This window comes from Paracoccus shandongensis, assembly GCF_017315735.1.
GTDB classification, from domain to species: Bacteria; Pseudomonadota; Alphaproteobacteria; order Rhodobacterales; family Rhodobacteraceae; genus Paracoccus; species Paracoccus shandongensis.
On sequence record NZ_JAFLRK010000004.1, the window covers coordinates 1 to 15,750 of the forward strand.

At 69.1% G+C, this 15,750-nt stretch carries 14 protein-coding genes and 1 pseudogene; all 15 read left to right on the top strand.

The annotated features are described in order from the left end of the window. Positions 1 to 517: pseudogene (locus JX613_RS04675) on the top strand (hypothetical protein); the annotation flags it as partial. Between the two features lie 95 nt (positions 518 to 612). Next, positions 613 to 1,356 carry a cytochrome c biogenesis CcdA family protein gene (locus JX613_RS04680; RefSeq protein ID WP_207100308.1) on the top strand — a complete coding sequence of 248 codons (744 nt, stop codon included), beginning with the start codon at positions 613 to 615 and terminating at the stop codon, positions 1,354 to 1,356. Between the two features lie 105 nt (positions 1,357 to 1,461). Beyond that, on the top strand, positions 1,462 to 2,625 hold the full coding sequence (gene ftsW, locus JX613_RS04685; protein WP_207100309.1) for a putative lipid II flippase FtsW: 1,164 nt from the start codon (positions 1,462 to 1,464) through the stop codon (positions 2,623 to 2,625). Beyond that, positions 2,625 to 3,725: a UDP-N-acetylglucosamine--N-acetylmuramyl-(pentapeptide) pyrophosphoryl-undecaprenol N-acetylglucosamine transferase gene (locus JX613_RS04690; protein ID WP_207100310.1), complete on the top strand. Its 1,101-nt coding sequence runs from the start codon at positions 2,625 to 2,627 to the stop codon at positions 3,723 to 3,725. The genes ftsW and JX613_RS04690 overlap by 1 nt, the downstream gene beginning before the upstream one ends. Further along, a complete protein-coding gene (gene murC, locus JX613_RS04695; RefSeq protein ID WP_207100311.1) occupies positions 3,722 to 5,149 on the top strand; it encodes a UDP-N-acetylmuramate--L-alanine ligase in 1,428 nt (475 codons plus the stop codon). The genes JX613_RS04690 and murC overlap by 4 nt, the downstream gene beginning before the upstream one ends. After that, positions 5,146 to 5,391: a DUF2484 family protein gene (locus JX613_RS04700; RefSeq protein ID WP_207100312.1), complete on the top strand. Its 246-nt coding sequence runs from the start codon at positions 5,146 to 5,148 to the stop codon at positions 5,389 to 5,391. The genes murC and JX613_RS04700 overlap by 4 nt, the downstream gene beginning before the upstream one ends. After that, positions 5,388 to 5,756: a hypothetical protein gene (locus JX613_RS04705; protein ID WP_207100313.1), complete on the top strand. Its 369-nt coding sequence runs from the start codon at positions 5,388 to 5,390 to the stop codon at positions 5,754 to 5,756. Before JX613_RS04700 ends, JX613_RS04705 begins: the two co-directional genes overlap by 4 nt. Before the next feature lie 44 nt (positions 5,757 to 5,800). Next, positions 5,801 to 6,742 (top strand): UDP-N-acetylmuramate dehydrogenase, encoded by a 942-nt coding sequence (gene murB, locus JX613_RS04710; protein ID WP_207100314.1) that lies wholly within the window; start codon positions 5,801 to 5,803, stop codon positions 6,740 to 6,742. 197 nt (positions 6,743 to 6,939) lie between these two features. Next, the gene (locus tag JX613_RS04715) at positions 6,940 to 7,830 is read left to right on the top strand and encodes a D-alanine--D-alanine ligase (protein ID WP_237168370.1); all 891 of its coding nucleotides are present in this window, start codon (positions 6,940 to 6,942) and stop codon (positions 7,828 to 7,830) included. After that, the gene (locus tag JX613_RS04720; protein ID WP_336512269.1) at positions 7,818 to 8,768 is read left to right on the top strand and encodes a cell division protein FtsQ/DivIB; all 951 of its coding nucleotides are present in this window, start codon (positions 7,818 to 7,820) and stop codon (positions 8,766 to 8,768) included. The genes JX613_RS04715 and JX613_RS04720 overlap by 13 nt, the downstream gene beginning before the upstream one ends. Positions 8,769 to 8,771: 3 nt before the next feature. Then, positions 8,772 to 10,106, top strand: a complete 1,335-nt coding sequence (gene ftsA, locus JX613_RS04725; protein ID WP_207100316.1) for a cell division protein FtsA — start codon at positions 8,772 to 8,774, stop codon at positions 10,104 to 10,106. 221 nt (positions 10,107 to 10,327) lie between these two features. Beyond that, on the top strand, positions 10,328 to 11,914 hold the full coding sequence (gene ftsZ / locus JX613_RS04730) for a cell division protein FtsZ (RefSeq protein WP_207100317.1): 1,587 nt from the start codon (positions 10,328 to 10,330) through the stop codon (positions 11,912 to 11,914). A gap of 221 nt (positions 11,915 to 12,135) precedes the next feature. Further along, a complete protein-coding gene (lpxC, locus tag JX613_RS04735; RefSeq protein ID WP_207100318.1) occupies positions 12,136 to 13,065 on the top strand; it encodes a UDP-3-O-acyl-N-acetylglucosamine deacetylase in 930 nt (309 codons plus the stop codon). A gap of 153 nt (positions 13,066 to 13,218) precedes the next feature. Beyond that, the gene (locus JX613_RS04740; RefSeq protein WP_207100319.1) at positions 13,219 to 14,067 is read left to right on the top strand and encodes an outer membrane protein assembly factor BamD; all 849 of its coding nucleotides are present in this window, start codon (positions 13,219 to 13,221) and stop codon (positions 14,065 to 14,067) included. Positions 14,068 to 14,102: 35 nt separating this feature from the next. Next, positions 14,103 to 15,749, top strand: coding sequence for a DNA repair protein RecN (gene recN / locus JX613_RS04745; protein WP_207100320.1), 1,647 nt, complete (start codon positions 14,103 to 14,105; stop codon positions 15,747 to 15,749). The last annotated feature ends 1 nt before the right edge of the window (position 15,750 follow it).

Here is a 15,750-nt window from a genome sequence, read left to right on the forward strand (position 1 = left end):
CGCGGCCCCCGAGGGCGAGGGCAACGGCCGCCGCCGCCGCTCGCGGTCGCGCAACCGCCGCCGGGGCGGCGACCTGCCGCAGGCCGAGGGGCTGCCCGAGGTCGTCGATCTGCAGGATGCGCCCGGCGACCAGGCCGAATCGCTGCCCGGCCTGAACGCCCGGCCCGAGCCGGCCCTGCCCGCCGAGGAGGAAGGCGAGATCGTCCCCCTGTCCGAGATCGCGTCCGAACCCCAGGCCGCCGAGGCCGAGCCGCAGGCCGAGGCTTTCGTGCCCGCCGAGGTGGTCGCGGTGCATGTCGAGGAAACGGTGATCGAAGCCCTGGTGGTCGAAACGGACCGGCCCGAAGGCGCCGAGCCGGAGAGCGCCCGGACCGACGCGCCCCAGGAACAGCATGCCACCGCGCCCGAACCCGAGGCCGAACCGGCGGTGGAAGCCCCCGCCGAGCGCGAGCCCGAGATGGCCGAGGCCGAGGCCGAGCGGCCCAAGCGCCGCGGCTGGTGGTCGGGCAACCGCTGATGACAGGAAGGGCGCGGGGCAACCCGCGCCCTTTTCGCAGGAACGTGACGCAATGACCCATGGCCTGCCGCCCCGCAAAAGGTAAGCTGCGCGCCATGTTGGGAATCGAACTCGCCACCGCCGCCTTCCTGCCCGCCGCCCTTGTGGCGCTGCTGGCGGGCGTCCTGTCCTTTCTGTCGCCCTGCGTGCTGCCCATCGTGCCGCCCTATCTGGCCTACATGACCGGGGTGGGGGTGAACGGGCTGCGCGCGCAGGAACGCAGCGCCGTGCTGCCCGCGCTGTTCTTCGTGCTGGGCCTGTCCACGGTGTTCCTGATCATGGGCTTTGCGGCATCGGCATTCGGCCGGGCCTTCCTGCAATACCAGGACATGCTGGCCAAGATCGCGGGCGGCGTGGTGATCGTGATGGGGCTGCATTTCCTGCACGTGATCCGCATCCCCTTCCTGGATCACGAGGCGCGGATCGACGCCGGCCAGCAGGGCGGCGGCGCGGTGGGGGCCTATGTGCTGGGCCTGGCCTTCGCCTTTGGCTGGACCCCCTGCATCGGCCCGCAGCTGGGCATGATCCTGTCGCTGGCCGCCACCGGGGGCGAGATGTCGCGGGGCACGGCGCTGCTGGCCGTTTATGCGCTTGGCCTGGGGATCCCGTTCCTGCTGGCCGCCATTTTCATCAACCGCGCCATCGGGTTGATGAACCGCATCAAGCCCTGGCTGCACGTGATCGAGCGCGTGATGGGTGCCCTGCTGCTGGTCGTGGGCACGATGCTGCTGACCGGGGCCTTCTCGGCCTTTTCCTACTGGCTTCTGGAAACCTTCCCGGGACTGGCCAGCCTGGGCTGAACCGCCCGCGCAATCCCCAGTAGCGCCCACCCGATTTTCCCGCTATGCTGACCGGCAGACCCGGAAAAACCGGGCAGGATCAGAGGCAGTGACGGCGGTATCCCCATGACCGAGATGGTCTTTGGCACGACGCCCGTGCGGGCGGGCGACCCGATTCTTCCACGCTGGTGGCGCACCCTGGACAAGTGGTCGCTGGCCTGCGTGCTGGGGCTGTTCGCCATCGGCATCCTGCTGGGGCTGGCGGCATCCGTTCCCCTGGCGGAAAAGAACGACCTGCCGCGCTTCTATTATGTCCAGCGGCAGGGGGTCTTTGGGGCGATGGCGCTGGTCATCATGCTGGTGATCTCGATGATGTCGCCGCGCCAGATCCGGCGCATCGGCGTGATGGGCTTTGCCGCGGCCTTCGTCCTGATCCTGCTCTTGCCCTTCATCGGCGAGGATCACGGCAAGGGCGCGACCCGCTGGCTGTCCGTCGCTGGGATTTCCATGCAGCCGTCCGAGTTCCTCAAGCCCGGCTTTGTCGCCATCTGCGCCTGGTTCATGGCCGCGGCCCAGATGGTCGGCGGCCCGCCGGGCAAGCTTTATTCCTTCATCACCGCCATGGTGGTGGTGATCCTGCTGGCCCTGCAGCCCGATTTCGGACAGGCGTCGCTGGTGCTGTTTTCCTGGCTGGTGATGTTCTTCATCGCCGGGGCGCCGATGCTGTTCCTGATATCGGTGGCGGGGTTGGCCCTGGTGGGCGGCGTCTTCGCCTATGGCGCCTCCGAACACTTCGCCCGCCGCATCAACGGCTTCCTGAACCCGGAAATCGACCCGCGCACGCAGATCGGCTATGCCACCAAGGCCATCCAGGACGGCGGCTTCTTCGGCGTCGGCGTGGGCGAGGGCAGCGTGAAATGGTCGCTGCCCGACGCGCATACCGACTTCATCATCGCGGTCGCGGCCGAGGAATACGGCACCGTCATGGTGCTGCTGGTGATCGCGCTTTACTGCACCATCGTGGTGCGGTCCCTGCTGCGGCTGCTGCGGGAACGCGATCCCTTTGCCCGCATCGCGGGGGCGGGGCTGGCCTGCGCCTTCGGCGTGCAGGCGCTGATCAACATGGGCGTGGCCGTGCGCCTGCTGCCCGCCAAGGGCATGACGCTGCCCTTCGTCAGCTATGGCGGATCGTCCGTGATCGCGTCCGGCATCGCCGCCGGGATGCTGCTCGCGCTGACCCGGACCCGCCCCCAGGGCGAGCTGGCCGAGATCCTGCGGCGGGGACGCTGATGGCCCGCGACCTGAACACGGCCCCCCTGGCCCTGATCGCCGCCGGAGGCACCGGCGGCCACATGTTCCCCGCGCAGGCCCTGGCCGAACTGCTGCTGGCCGAGGGCTGGCGGGTGAGGCTTTCCACCGACGACCGGGGCGCGCGCTATGCGAACGGCTTTCCGGATGCGGTGGAACGCAGCATCGTGCGGTCCGCCACCACGGCGCGCGGCGGGCTGGCGGGCAAGCTGACCGCGCCCTTGAAGATCGCGGCGGGCGTGCTGGCGACCCGAGGCGCCTTTCGCGGGGACCGGCCCTCGGTCGTGATCGGCTTTGGCGGCTATCCGACGATCCCGGCCATGTCGGCGGCGCTGTCGCTGGGCGTGCCGCGCATGATCCACGAACAGAACGGCGTGATGGGGCGGGTCAACGGCCTCTTTGCCCGCCGCGTCCATCGCGTGGCCTGCGGCACCTGGCCCACGGCCCTGCCTGCGGGCGTCACCGGCATCCATACCGGCAACCCGGTCCGCCAGGCGGTGCTGGACCACGCCGCCACCCCCTATGCCCCGCCGGGTGACGGTCCGCTGCACCTGCTGGTGATCGGCGGCAGCCAGGGCGCGCGCGTGCTGTCGGACGTGGTGCCCGAAGCCATCGCGGCCCTGCCCGACGACATGCGCGCCCGCCTGCATGTCAGCCACCAGGCCCGGGCCGAGGACGGGGCGCGCGTGACGCAGGCCTATGCAGATGCGGGGATCGCGGCTGATGTGCAGCCCTTCTTCACCGACGTTCCCGAACGGCTGGCCCGCGCGCAACTGGTGATCAGCCGCTCGGGTGCATCATCCCTGGCCGACATCACCGTGATCGGGCGGCCCGCGATCCTGATCCCCTATGCCGCCGCCACCGGCGATCACCAGACCGCCAATGCGCAGGCCCTGGCCGAAACCGGGGCCGCGCTGATCCATCCCGAATCGGTGCTTGACGCCCCGGGCCTGACGCGCGACATCCGCGCGATCCTGAACGACCCCGCGCGCGCCGCCCAGATGGCCGCCGCCGCCCTGTTCCTGGCCCGGCCCGATGCGGCGCGGCGCCTGTACGACCTTGTCACGGAGATTGCCCGATGAACGCCGCCACCAAACTGCCGCACGAGCTGGGGCCGATCCACTTCATCGGCATCGGCGGCATCGGCATGTCGGGCATCGCCGAGGTGCTGTTGACCCTGGGCTATGACGTGCAGGGCAGCGACGCGAAGAAATCCAAGATCACCGACCGGCTGGAAACCCTGGGCGCCCGCGTCTTCGAGGGCCAGCGGGCCGAGAATATCGGGGCAGCGGGCGTGGTGGTGATTTCCACCGCCATCAAGAAGGGCAACCCCGAGCTTGAGGAAGCGCGCCGCCGCGGCCTGCCCGTGGTCCGCCGGGCCGAGATGCTGGCCGAACTGATGCGGATGAAGTCCAACATCGCCATTGCCGGGACGCATGGCAAGACCACGACCACCACCATGGTGGCGACGCTGCTGGACGCGGGCGGGCTGGATCCGACCGTGATCAACGGGGGCGTGATCCATGCCTATGGGTCCAACGCCCGGGCGGGCGCGGGTGAATGGATGGTGGTCGAGGCCGACGAATCCGACGGCAGCTTCAACCGCCTGCCCGCCGACATCGCCATCGTGACGAACATCGACCCGGAACATATGGAGCATTGGGGCAGCTTCGACGCGCTGCGCCAGGGGTTCTACAACTTTGCGTCCGGCATCCCGTTCTATGGCCTCGCCGTCTGCTGCACCGACCACCCCGAGGTGCAGGCGCTGGTCGGCAAGCTGACCGACCGGCGCGTCGTGACCTTCGGCTTCAACGCCCAGGCCGATGTGCGCGCGATGAACCTGCGCTACGACAACGGCATCGCGCATTTCGACATCGCGCTGCAGGGCGAAGGCCCCACGGAAACCGGCGATGTCGAGATGATCGAGGGCTGCAGCCTGCCCATGCCGGGCGATCACAACGTCTCGAACTGTCTGGCCGCCGTGGCGGTGGCGCGGCACCTGGGCATCAAGAAGGCCGAGATCCGCGAGGCGCTTGCCAAGTTCGGCGGCGTCGGACGGCGCTTTACCCGCGTGGGTGAAATCAACGGCGTCACCATCATCGACGATTACGGCCATCACCCGGTGGAAATCGCCGCCGTGCTGAAGGCCGCGCGCCAGGCCACCAAGGGCCGCGTGATCGCCGTCCACCAGCCGCACCGCTTTTCCCGCCTGTCCAACCTGTTCGACGACTTCTGCACCTGCTTCAACGAGGCCGATGTGGTCGCCATTGCCGAGGTTTATGCGGCGGGCGAGGATCCGATCCCCGGCGCGACCCGCGACGACCTGGTGGCGGGGCTGATCGCCCACGGCCATCGCCATGCCCGCGCGATCCTGGATGAAAACGACCTGGAGCGGCTGGTCCGCGAACAGGCCCGGCCCGGCGACATGGTGGTCTGCCTTGGGGCGGGCACAATTTCCACCTGGGCGAACGGCTTGCCGGAACGCCTGCAGGGGCGCGCCGCATGATCCATTCGGCGGTTCTTGCGCTGGCGGTGGTGGCGGGCTGGCTGATCCTGGCCCGCCTTGCCCGCAGCCTGCGCAGGCGCCAAAGGCAGCGCGCCCTGTGGGCCCTGGTCGCCACGGGCGTCCCGATCCTGGGCTGGCTGACCTATACCTGCGGTCCCTGGGCGGGCATCGCCTTCTTGTCGGTGGGCGTGCTTGTGCTGGTCCGCCTGCCGCTGCGGAGCCGGACCCGGGCCGCCCCGTGATCCCCTTCTATCTGGCCATCGCCCTTGTGGTGCTGTGGTCCGTCTGGACCGGGGCCACGCGCATGGCCGCGCGATCCTTTCGCCCCCTGCTGGCCGCGCTTGCCGTGCTGCTGGCGGGGGCAGGGGCCTGCTGGCTGATCGGGGCGCAAAAGTCCGACTATTCCGCCCTCTTCGCCACAATGATTGCCTTGCTGCCGCTGCTGGCCGCCGGGTCCGTCGCCTTTGGCGCGGCGCTGCGATGGGTGCATGACGTGACCCGCCGCCGCATCGCCTCTGATCCCGACTGGCCCCCGGCGCGTCCCTGGGACGTATGGGGCCTTTGCGCGCTGTCCGCCCTTTCGGTGATCGCCGCCCTTCTGGTCTGACCCGCCGGTTGACCCAAGGCCGCCCTCTGGCTACCACATCCGCCATGATGACCGATCTTCCCCCCGTTCGCGGTACCCTGACCCCCGACCGCCCCCTGGACAGCCTGACCTGGCTGCGCGTGGGCGGCCCCGCCGACTGGCTGTTCCAGCCCGCCGACGAGGACGACCTGGCGGGTTTCCTGCGCGACCTGGACCCTTCGGTGCCGGTCTTTCCCCTGGGCGTCGGCAGCAACCTGATCGTGCGCGACGGCGGCATCCGGGGCGTGGTGATCCGCCTGGGCCGGGGCTTCAACGCCATCACGGTGGACGGGGACCGCGTGACTGCAGGCGCCGCCGCGCTGGATGCGCATGTCGCCCGGCGGGCGGCGGACGGGGGGCTGGATCTGACCTTCCTGCGCACCATTCCCGGCAGCATCGGCGGGGCGGTGCGCATGAACGCGGGCTGCTATGGCAGCTATGTCGCCGACCAACTGGCCGAGGCGCGCGCCGTCACGCGCGCGGGCGAGCGAATCGTCCTGACCCCCGCCGACCTGCGCTTCGCCTATCGCCATGCCGACTTGCCCCCGGGCTGCGTGCTGACCGAGGCGACATTCCGCGCAGCCGCCGGAGACCCTGATTCCCTGCACGCGAAGATGACCGACCAGCTTGCCCGGCGCGACGAGACGCAGCCCACCCGGGAACGCAGCGCCGGATCCACCTTCCGCAACCCTGCGGGGTTCAGCTCCACCGGGCGGGCGGATGATGTCCACGACCTCAAGGCCTGGTCGCTGATCGACCGGGCGGGCTTGCGAGGGCACAGCTGGGGTGGCGCGCAGATGTCGGAAAAGCATCCGAACTTCCTGCTGAACACCGGCGGCGCGACGGCTGCCGAACTGGAAGCCCTGGGCGAACTGGTCCGCCGCCGCGTGCGTGAGGACAGCGGCCACGACCTGCAATGGGAAGTGATCCGCGTCGGCGAACCCTTGGCACAACCACAAGCTGATTAACGAATTACCCAACAATCTTTGGCAGATAGCGAAAATTACCCTTTTGTGATTTTCCTGCATCAGCTATCCTTTCGTCCAAGGGCAGGACCGGGGCAAACCCGGCTGCGCGGGGACAGAAAATCCCGGGTCAACCGGGACGAAAGGCGAAAAACGTGGCGGGCAGGTCGAGCAGGACAGCCCATACCGTAGCCGTTCTGATGGGCGGACCCTCGGCTGAACGAGAGGTCTCGCTGTCATCGGGGCGCGAATGCGCGAATGCGCTGCGGGTGGCGGGCTATGAGGTGATCGAGGTCGAGCTTGGGGCCGATCGCGGCGGCGACCTGGTCGCGCGCCTGGCGGGCCTGCGCTGCGATGTCGTCTTCAATGCCCTGCATGGCCGGTTCGGAGAGGATGGCTGCGTCCAGGGCATCCTGGAATGGCTGGACCTGCCTTATACCCATTCGGGGGTGCTGGCCTCGGCCCTGGCGATGGACAAGACACGCGCCAAGAACGCGCTGCGGGTGGCCGGTCTGCCGGTGGTGGACAGCGTCATCGCCTGCGCGGACGAGGTGCGCGCTCGCCATGTCCTGCCGCCGCCCTATGTGGTCAAGCCGAACGACGAGGGTTCCTCGGTCGGGGTCTATATCGTCCATGACGGCGCCAACCAGCCGCCGCAGCTGGCCCCCACCATGCCCGCGCATGTGATGGTGGAAACCTATGCGCCGGGCCGCGAGCTGACGACCGCCGTGATGGGCGACCGCGCCCTGGGCGTGACCGAGATCGTGACCGAGGGCTGGTACGACTATGCCGCCAAGTATTCCGTGGGCGGCTCGCGCCATGTGATCCCCGCCGGGATCCCGGCGGACATCGCGCAGGCCTGCCTGGATTACGCGGTGCGCGCCCACCGGGCGCTTGGCTGCCGGGGCCTGTCGCGCACCGATTTCCGCTGGGACGAATCGCGGGGCCTTGACGGGCTGATCATCCTGGAAGTGAACACGCAGCCCGGCATGACGCCCACCTCGCTGGCCCCCGAACAGGCCGCCCATGCGGGCATCGACTTTCCCGCCCTGATGCGCTGGATGGTGGAGGATGCGCTGTGCCCGAGGTGATCGATCACCGCCCGAACCGGGCCCTGCTGCCCGCTGACCGCATCAGGCGCGACCCCGCGCCGTCGCGCCTGCAATACCGGCTGGAACGCATGTGGCTGCGCCCGATCTGGCGGCGCGCGGTGCGGATCGGCGTCCCGGCCGCCCTGGCCATCCTGATCGGGGGCCTCTGGCTGGCGGACCCGGACCGCCGCGCGCTGCTGTCCGACGGCGTGCAGCAGGTCATGGACAAGATCCAGAACCGCAAGGAATTCCAGGTCACGACCATGGTGGTCGAGGGGGCCTCGCCCGTGGTGGACGCGGCGCTGCGCCAGATGCTGCCGGTCGATCTGCCGGCCTCATCTTTCGACATCGACCTGGCGGCGCTGCGGCTGCAGGTGATGCAGCTGGACGTGATCGAATCGGTGGACCTGCGCATCAAGCCGGGCGGCATCCTGTCCGCCGTGGTGAAGGAACGCGAGCCCGCCATCTTGTGGCGCCATGCCCGGGGGATCGAGATCCTGGACCGGACCGGCCACCGCGTCGCCTCGGTCACGTCGCGCGACGTGCGCGCCGACCTGCCGTTGATCGCGGGCGAGGGCGCGGATCTGGCGGTCCCCGAGGCGCTGTCGCTGATCGACGCCGCAGGCCCGATCCTGCCCCGCGTGCGCGGCCTGGTCCGCAAGGGCGAGCGCCGCTGGGATCTGGTGCTGGATCAGGGGCAAAAGATCATGCTGCCCGCGACGGGCGCGGTGATCGCGTTGCAGGCCGCGATGGCGCTGGACAAGGCGCAGGACATGCTGGGCCGCGACATCACGACGGTCGATCTGCGCGACCCGTCGCGCCCGGTGCTGCGGCTTGGCATGGACGCGCGCAACACCATCCGCGAGGCGCGGGGCCAGGCCCTGCTGGGGCCGGACGGCAAGGTCATCATTCCTGAAGACGACAAGAAGGGGGGCTGAACGATGGCGGAACTTTATCAAACGCAACGCGCGATGCGCAACATCCGCCGGGCCGCCCTGCAGCGTGGCGTGATCGGCATCCTGGACATCGGCACGTCCAAGATCGCCTGCCTGGTGCTGCGCTTCGACGGCACCGGCACCTTCCGCGAAACCGACGGCGTGGGGCCCATGGCGGGGCAGGTGAACTTCCGCGTGATCGGCGCCGCCTCGACCCGGTCGCGCGGGATGCGCCGGGGCGAGATCGACGTGATGGCCGAAACCGAACGCGCCATCCGCACGGTGGTCGCCGCCGCGCAAAAGGTCGCGGGCGTGCGCGTGGACCACGTCATCGCCTGCCTGTCGGGCGGGCGCCCGGCCTCATACGGATTGGCGGGCGAGATCACGCTGGAGTCGGGCCGCGTCCACGAACATGACGTGGCCCGCGTGCTGGCCGCCTGCGACGCGCCCGATTTCGGCCGGGGGAGAGAGGTGCTGCACGCCCAGCCGGTCAACTTCGCCGTGGACAACCGCAGCGGCCTGGGCGATCCGCGCGACCATGTGGGCAACCGGCTGGCCTGCGACATGCACCTGCTGACGGTCGATGGCGACGTGATCGGCAACCTGGTCCAGTGCATCCGCCGCTGCGACCTGGAACTGGCGGGCATCGCCTCGGCCTCCTACGCCTCGGCCCGCGCGGCGCTGGTCGAGGATGAACAGGAACTGGGCTCGGCCTGCATCGACTTTGGCGGCGGCGGCACGGGCGTGTCGATTTTCGTCAAGAAACACATGATCTTCGCCGACAATGTTAAGATCGGCGGTCAGCTTGTCACCCAGGATATCGCGCAAGGGTTGCGGGTGCCGCTGCCGGTGGCGGAACGCCTCAAGACCCTGAACGGCGGGGTCGAGGCGACGGGCCGCGACGACCGCGACATGCTGGACCTGGGCCCCGACGCGTCAAGCTGGGACGGCGAGCGCCGCGCGGTCAGCCGCGCCGACCTGATCGGCATCATGCGCCCCCGGGTCGAGGAAATTCTGGAAGGCGTCCGCGAAGTCCTTGATGCGGCAGGATTTGATTCGATGCCCAGCCAGCAGATCGTTTTGACCGGCGGGGGCAGCCAGATCCCCGGCCTGGACGGGCTGGCCGCGCGCATCCTGGGGCCGAACATCCGCTGCGGGCGTCCGCTGCGCATCGACGGGCTGGCCCACCAGTTCACCGATCCCGGCTTTTCCAGCGCGGTCGGGCTGGCCTTGTTCGCCGCCCATCCCCAGGACGAATGGTGGGATTTCGAGACGCCCGCCGACAGCTATCCGACCCGCAGCCTGCGCCGCGCCTACCGCTGGTTCAGGAACAACTGGTAAGTCCTTGAGGGCAAATATGTGGCAGCCCGGCCAGGGCCACCATATCCTGTCGCATTGGCAAGATACCGCCGAAATCACCTGCGAATACGGCCAGATTTTGCGGTTTTTGCGAGTTTTTTTGGTGACGGAATACTGGCTGCCCGCTAGGATTGAGACTGGCACGAGGGATTCGACGGGCGGCAGGTCATGACCCGATCGACATAGCAAAAACAGGCGGACTCATGAACCTCAATCTGATGATGAACGACGAGGATGAACTCAAGCCCCGGATCACCGTCTTCGGGGTTGGGGGCGCGGGCGGCAACGCGGTCAACAACATGATCGAGAAGAAGCTCGACGGGGTCGAGTTCGTGGTCGCCAACACCGACGCGCAGGCCCTGGCCGGGTCGCGCGCGACCAGCCGCATCCAGATGGGTCCGAAGGTCACCGAAGGCTTGGGCGCGGGCGCCAAGCCCGTCATCGGCGCCAAGGCCGCCGAGGAAACGATCGAGGACATCGTCGATCACCTGATGGGCGCGCATATGTGCTTCATCACCGCCGGCATGGGCGGCGGCACCGGCACGGGCGCGGCCCCGATCATCGCCCAGGCCGCGCGCGAGATGGGGATCCTGACCGTTGGCGTCGTGACCAAGCCCTTCCAGTTCGAGGGCACCAAGCGGATGCGCCAGGCCGACGAGGGGATCGAGGCCCTGCACAAGGTCGTGGACACGCTGCTGATCATTCCCAACCAGAACCTGTTCCGCATCGCCAACGAAAAGACCACCTTCACCGAAGCCTTCGCGATGGCCGACGACGTGCTGTACCAGGGCGTCAAGGGCGTGACCGACCTGATGGTCAAGCCGGGCCTGATCAACCTCGACTTCGCCGACGTGCGGTCGGTCATGGACGAGATGGGCAAGGCCATGATGGGCACCGGCGAGGCCTCGGGCGAGAACCGCGCCCAGGAAGCCGCCGAACGCGCCATCGCCAACCCGCTTCTGGACGAGGTCAGCCTGAACGGCGCCAAGGGCGTGCTGATCAACATCACCGGCGGCTATGACATGACCCTGTTCGAGCTGGACGAGGCCGCGAACGTCATCCGCGACAAGGTGGACAGCGACGCCAACATCATCGTGGGCTCGACCCTGGACCCCGACATGGACGGGTCCATCCGCGTGTCGGTCGTGGCGACCGGCATCGACGCCGCCGCCGCCGTGGCCGAAGTCCCGGCCCCCCGCCGCAGCATGGCCGAACCCCTGACCCAGAACCCGCCCGTCTCGCAGCGGGTCGAGATCGCGCCCCAGGGCGACGACCTGCCGCCGCGCCGCGTGGCCCCGCCGCTGGGCGAAACCCGTCCGGCCGCGCCTGCGCCTGCCCCCCGGGCCGAGGATGACATGCCGGCCCCGGCCTACCAGCGCAAGGAACCCGCGCAGCCTGCGATGCTGAACGTCCGCGAGGATGCGGGCTTCATCGCGCCGCGCGCCCCGCAGGGCGCCACGCCGCGCGGCCACGCCTCGCCCGAAACGCTGGAGCGTCTGCGCCGTGCGGTCGAACACAAGGGCGAACGCAACCAGCAGCCCACGCCGCAGCCCGAACCCGTTCGCGCCCACAGCCGTATGGCGGGTCTTGGCCGGATGCTGGAACGGATGGCGGGCCATGCCGACGCCTCGGCGCCCAAGCCTGCCCCGTCCTCGATCTCGGAACGGGTGAACGACCGCGTGGCGGTCCGCGCCCGCCAGCAGGAAGCCGATTTCGACGACCTGGCCAGCCCTGATGCGGCAGGCGACAATGTCGAAATTCCCGCCTTCCTGCGCCGCCAGGCGAACTGAGGCGGTCACAACTCGGATCCGGGAAAAGGCCGCGTTGCGCGGCCTTTTTCTTTTGCATTGTCAAGGTGCGTAGCCGTTTCGGCCCCCTTGGCGCAGGGCGGTCCCCGCGATTGTTTCATGCCGTCACAAAACGTTAATTGAAGGATCGGCACCCTGGGCCTAGGTCACTCGTTACTCCGGTGGACGATGTCGTTCCGGTTCAGGATGAAGGCGGGAAAGCCATGCAGGCGACGTTGAAGAAGATGGTGACCTTTGGGGGCGTGGGGCTGCATTCCGGCGCGCCCGCGCGGCTGGAGATCCGTCCCGCGCCCGCAGGCCACGGCATCGTCTTCCGCCGCGGCGACCTGAAGCCCGCGGTGGACATCCCCGCCCGCTGGGACCATGTGACGCCCTCGAAGCTGTGCACGCTGCTGGACGACGGCAAGGGCACGACGCTGTCCACGGTCGAACATGTCATGGCGGCACTTGCGGGCACGGGGATCCACAACGCCCTTGTGATCGTGGATGGCCCCGAGGTTCCGATCCTCGACGGGTCGGCCGCGCCCTTCGTGCGGGGCATCCTGCGCGCGGGCATCGCGATGCAGACGGCCCCCCTGCGCGCCATCCGCGTGCTGCGCCCGGTCGAGGTCCGCGAGGGCGAGGCCTTTGCCCGCCTGTCCCCCGCCGATCACCTGGAGATCGACTTCCAGATCGACTTCACGGATGCGGCCATCGGCCACCAGGAAAAGCGGCTGGACATGGCCAACGGCGCCTTCCTGCGCGAACTGGCCGACAGCCGCACCTTCTGCCGCCAGGCGGACGTGGACGCGATGCGCCGCAACGGGTTGGCCCTGGGCGGCACCTATCTGAACGCCGTGGTCGTGGACGGCGCGCGCGTGCTGTCGCCCGGCGGCCTGCGCCACCGGGACGAGGCCGTGCGCCACAAGATGCTGGACGCCATGGGCGATCTGGCGCTGGCGGGCGCGCCGCTGCTGGCGCGCTATACCGGCCATCGCGCGGGTCATGCGATGACCAACCGGCTGCTGCGCGCGCTGTTTGCCGATCCGGCGGCCTGGCAATGGGAAACCTGTTCCCCCGCGCTGGAAGATCGCCTGCCGGGCGCGGGCGTCGCGGCCTATGACCTGGCGGCCACCGCCTGGGCCGCCGCCTGAGGCGGCCTTTCGCGGCCTCAAGCATGGTCCCGGAAACGCACGCGACATTCAACGGATTGCCATTTTGCGCCCCCTGATGTTCTGTGCTAGTGGGTTCGGGCAGCGCGGCCCGAAGGTGTCGGCTGCAAGGAAGAAGTCTTAGGCAGGGTGAAGATGGCGCGCTCCAAAATTTCGGCTTCCGTGATGGCGGCGGTGCTGGCGGGTCTGGTGCTGACCGGCTGCGGGCGCGGCGGAACCGATTCCGACAAGCGCAACCTGGACCGCTTCACGGCCGAGGAAATCTACAAGCGCGGCGAGTTCGAGCTGGAAAACAGCCGCAAGCCCGAGGATGCGGTCTTCTATTTTTCCGAGGTCGAGCGGCTTTATCCCTATTCCGAATGGGCCAAGCGCGCGCTGATCATGCAGGCCTATTCCAACCACCGCGCCCAGAATTACGAGGAAGCGCGCGGGGCCGCGCAACGCTTCATCGACACCTATCCGGGCGATGAGGACGCGGCCTATGCGCAATACCTGCTGGCCTTGTCCTATTACGACCAGATCGACGAGGTGGGCCGCGACCAGGGCCTGACCTTCCAGGCGCTGCAATCCCTGCGCACCGTGATCGAGCAATATCCCGACAGCGAATATGCCCGCAGCGCCATCCTGAAATTCGACCTGGCCTTCGACCACCTGGCCGCCAAGGAAATGGAGATCGGGCGCTATTACCTGAAAAAGGGGCATTACAGCGCCGCCATCAACCGTTTCCGCGTCGTGGTCGAGGAGTTCCAGACCACCGGCCAGACGCCCGAGGCGCTGCTGCGCCTGGTCGAGGCCTATCTGGCGCTTGGCCTGACGGACGAGGCGCAGACGGCGGGCGCGATCCTGGGCCACAACTTCCAGTCCTCGCCCTTCTATCAGGACGCCTATCGCCAGTTGCGCGGGCGCGGGCTGTCGCCCGACGCGCGCGGCGACAACTGGCTGATGAACGTGTATCGCCAGATGATCCAGGGTCGGTGGTTGTGACGGTGGGGTGAAACCCCACCCTGCGGGGATTGCCGATGCTGAGATCGCTGGATATTCGGAACATGCTGCTGATCGACCGGCTGGATCTGTCCTTCGGCCCCGGTCTCAACGTGCTGACCGGAGAGACGGGGGCGGGCAAGTCGATCCTGCTGGATTGCCTGGGTTTTGTCCTGGGCTGGCGCGGGCGCGCCGATCTGGTGCGCCAAGGGGCCGCGCAGGGCGAGGTGACGGCGGTCTTCGACCTGCCCGCCGGCCATCCCGCGCGCGGCATCCTGACCGATGCCGGGATCGAACTGGATGACGACGACCTGATCCTGCGGCGCGTGAACGGGGGCGACGGGCGCAAGACCGGCTTTGTCAACGACCGCCGCGTCTCGGGCGAGGTCTTGCGGCAGTTGTCGGACACGCTGGTCGAACTGCACGGCCAGCATGACGACCGTGGCCTGCTGAACCCGCGCGGCCACCGCGCCCTGCTGGATGCGTTCGGGGCTATCGACCTTGGCCCCGTCCGTGCGGCCTGGGCGGCCCGCCGCACCGCCCGCCGCGACCTGGAGGGGGCCGAGGCCCGCCTGACCGCCGCGCGCGCCGAGGAAGATTTCCTGCGCCACGCCGTCAAGGAACTGGACGACCTGATGCCCGAGGCGGGCGAGGAAGCGATGCTGGATACCCGCCGCCGCGCCATGCAGGGGGCCATCCGCATCCGCGAGGATGTGGCGCGCGCGCTGAAGATGCTGGGCGGCGAGGGGGCCGAAGGGGCGATGGTCGATGCCGCCCGCTGGCTGGAAGGCGCCGCCGACAAGGCCGAGGGGCGGCTGGACGAGCCCATCGCCGCGCTGTCCCGCGCCCTGGTCGAACTGGGCGAGGCGCATCGCGGGGTCGAGGATGCGTTGTTCGCGCTGGACGTGGATCCCGCCGCGCTTGAGGCGACCGAGGAACGGCTGTTCGCCCTGCGCGCGCTTGCCCGCAAGCACAATGTCCTGGCGGACGATCTGGCGGGCCTGGCGGACGAGTTGCGCGGCCGCCTGGGCCAGATCGACGCGGGCGAGGCGCAGATCGCCGCCCTGCGGCGGCAGGTCGAGGACGCCGAGGCCCGCTATGACGCCGAAGCCGAGGAAGTGACGCGCGCACGGACGGAAGCCGCCACCGCCCTGGACCGCGCCGTCACCGCCGAGCTTGCGCCGTTGAAGATGGAACGCGCGGTGTTCCGAACGCTTGTGACACCGGGGGAACCCGGTCCCGACGGGCGCGACGACGTGGCCTTCACCGTCGCCACCAACCCCGGCGCGCCTGCGGGGGCGTTGGACAAGATCGCCTCGGGCGGGGAGTTGTCGCGGTTCCTGCTGGCGCTGAAGGTCTGCCTGGCGCGCGGCAACGACGCGCTTGTGCTGATCTTCGACGAGATCGACCGGGGCGTGGGCGGGGCCACTGCCGATGCCGTGGGGCGGCGGCTGAAGCGGCTGTCCGAGGATGCGCAGGTGCTGGTCGTCACCCATTCCCCGCAGGTCGCGGCGCTTGGGGCCAATCATTTCCGGGTGTCGAAGTCGGTCCATGACGACATGACGACATCCACCGTGGCGGCGCTGTCCGCGCCCGAACGGGTCGAGGAAATCGCCCGGATGCTGTCGGGCGACCGGATCACCGATGCCGCGACGGGCGCGGCACGGGCGCTGTTGCAGGGCTGAC

Coding starts and splice junctions, on each gene's coding strand:
- recN (WP_207100320.1), top strand. CDS start 14,103: ATGCTGAGATCGCTGGATATTCGGAACATGCTGCTGATCGACCGGCTG.
- JX613_RS04715 (WP_237168370.1), top strand. CDS start 6,940: ATGGGCGGACCCTCGGCTGAACGAGAGGTCTCGCTGTCATCGGGGCGC.
- ftsZ (WP_207100317.1), top strand. CDS start 10,328: ATGAACCTCAATCTGATGATGAACGACGAGGATGAACTCAAGCCCCGG.
- JX613_RS04690 (WP_207100310.1), top strand. CDS start 2,625: ATGGCCCGCGACCTGAACACGGCCCCCCTGGCCCTGATCGCCGCCGGA.
- JX613_RS04740 (WP_207100319.1), top strand. CDS start 13,219: ATGGCGCGCTCCAAAATTTCGGCTTCCGTGATGGCGGCGGTGCTGGCG.
- murC (WP_207100311.1), top strand. CDS start 3,722: ATGAACGCCGCCACCAAACTGCCGCACGAGCTGGGGCCGATCCACTTC.
- ftsA (WP_207100316.1), top strand. CDS start 8,772: ATGGCGGAACTTTATCAAACGCAACGCGCGATGCGCAACATCCGCCGG.
- lpxC (WP_207100318.1), top strand. CDS start 12,136: ATGCAGGCGACGTTGAAGAAGATGGTGACCTTTGGGGGCGTGGGGCTG.
- ftsW (WP_207100309.1), top strand. CDS start 1,462: ATGACCGAGATGGTCTTTGGCACGACGCCCGTGCGGGCGGGCGACCCG.
- JX613_RS04680 (WP_207100308.1), top strand. CDS start 613: ATGTTGGGAATCGAACTCGCCACCGCCGCCTTCCTGCCCGCCGCCCTT.
- JX613_RS04700 (WP_207100312.1), top strand. CDS start 5,146: ATGATCCATTCGGCGGTTCTTGCGCTGGCGGTGGTGGCGGGCTGGCTG.
- murB (WP_207100314.1), top strand. CDS start 5,801: ATGATGACCGATCTTCCCCCCGTTCGCGGTACCCTGACCCCCGACCGC.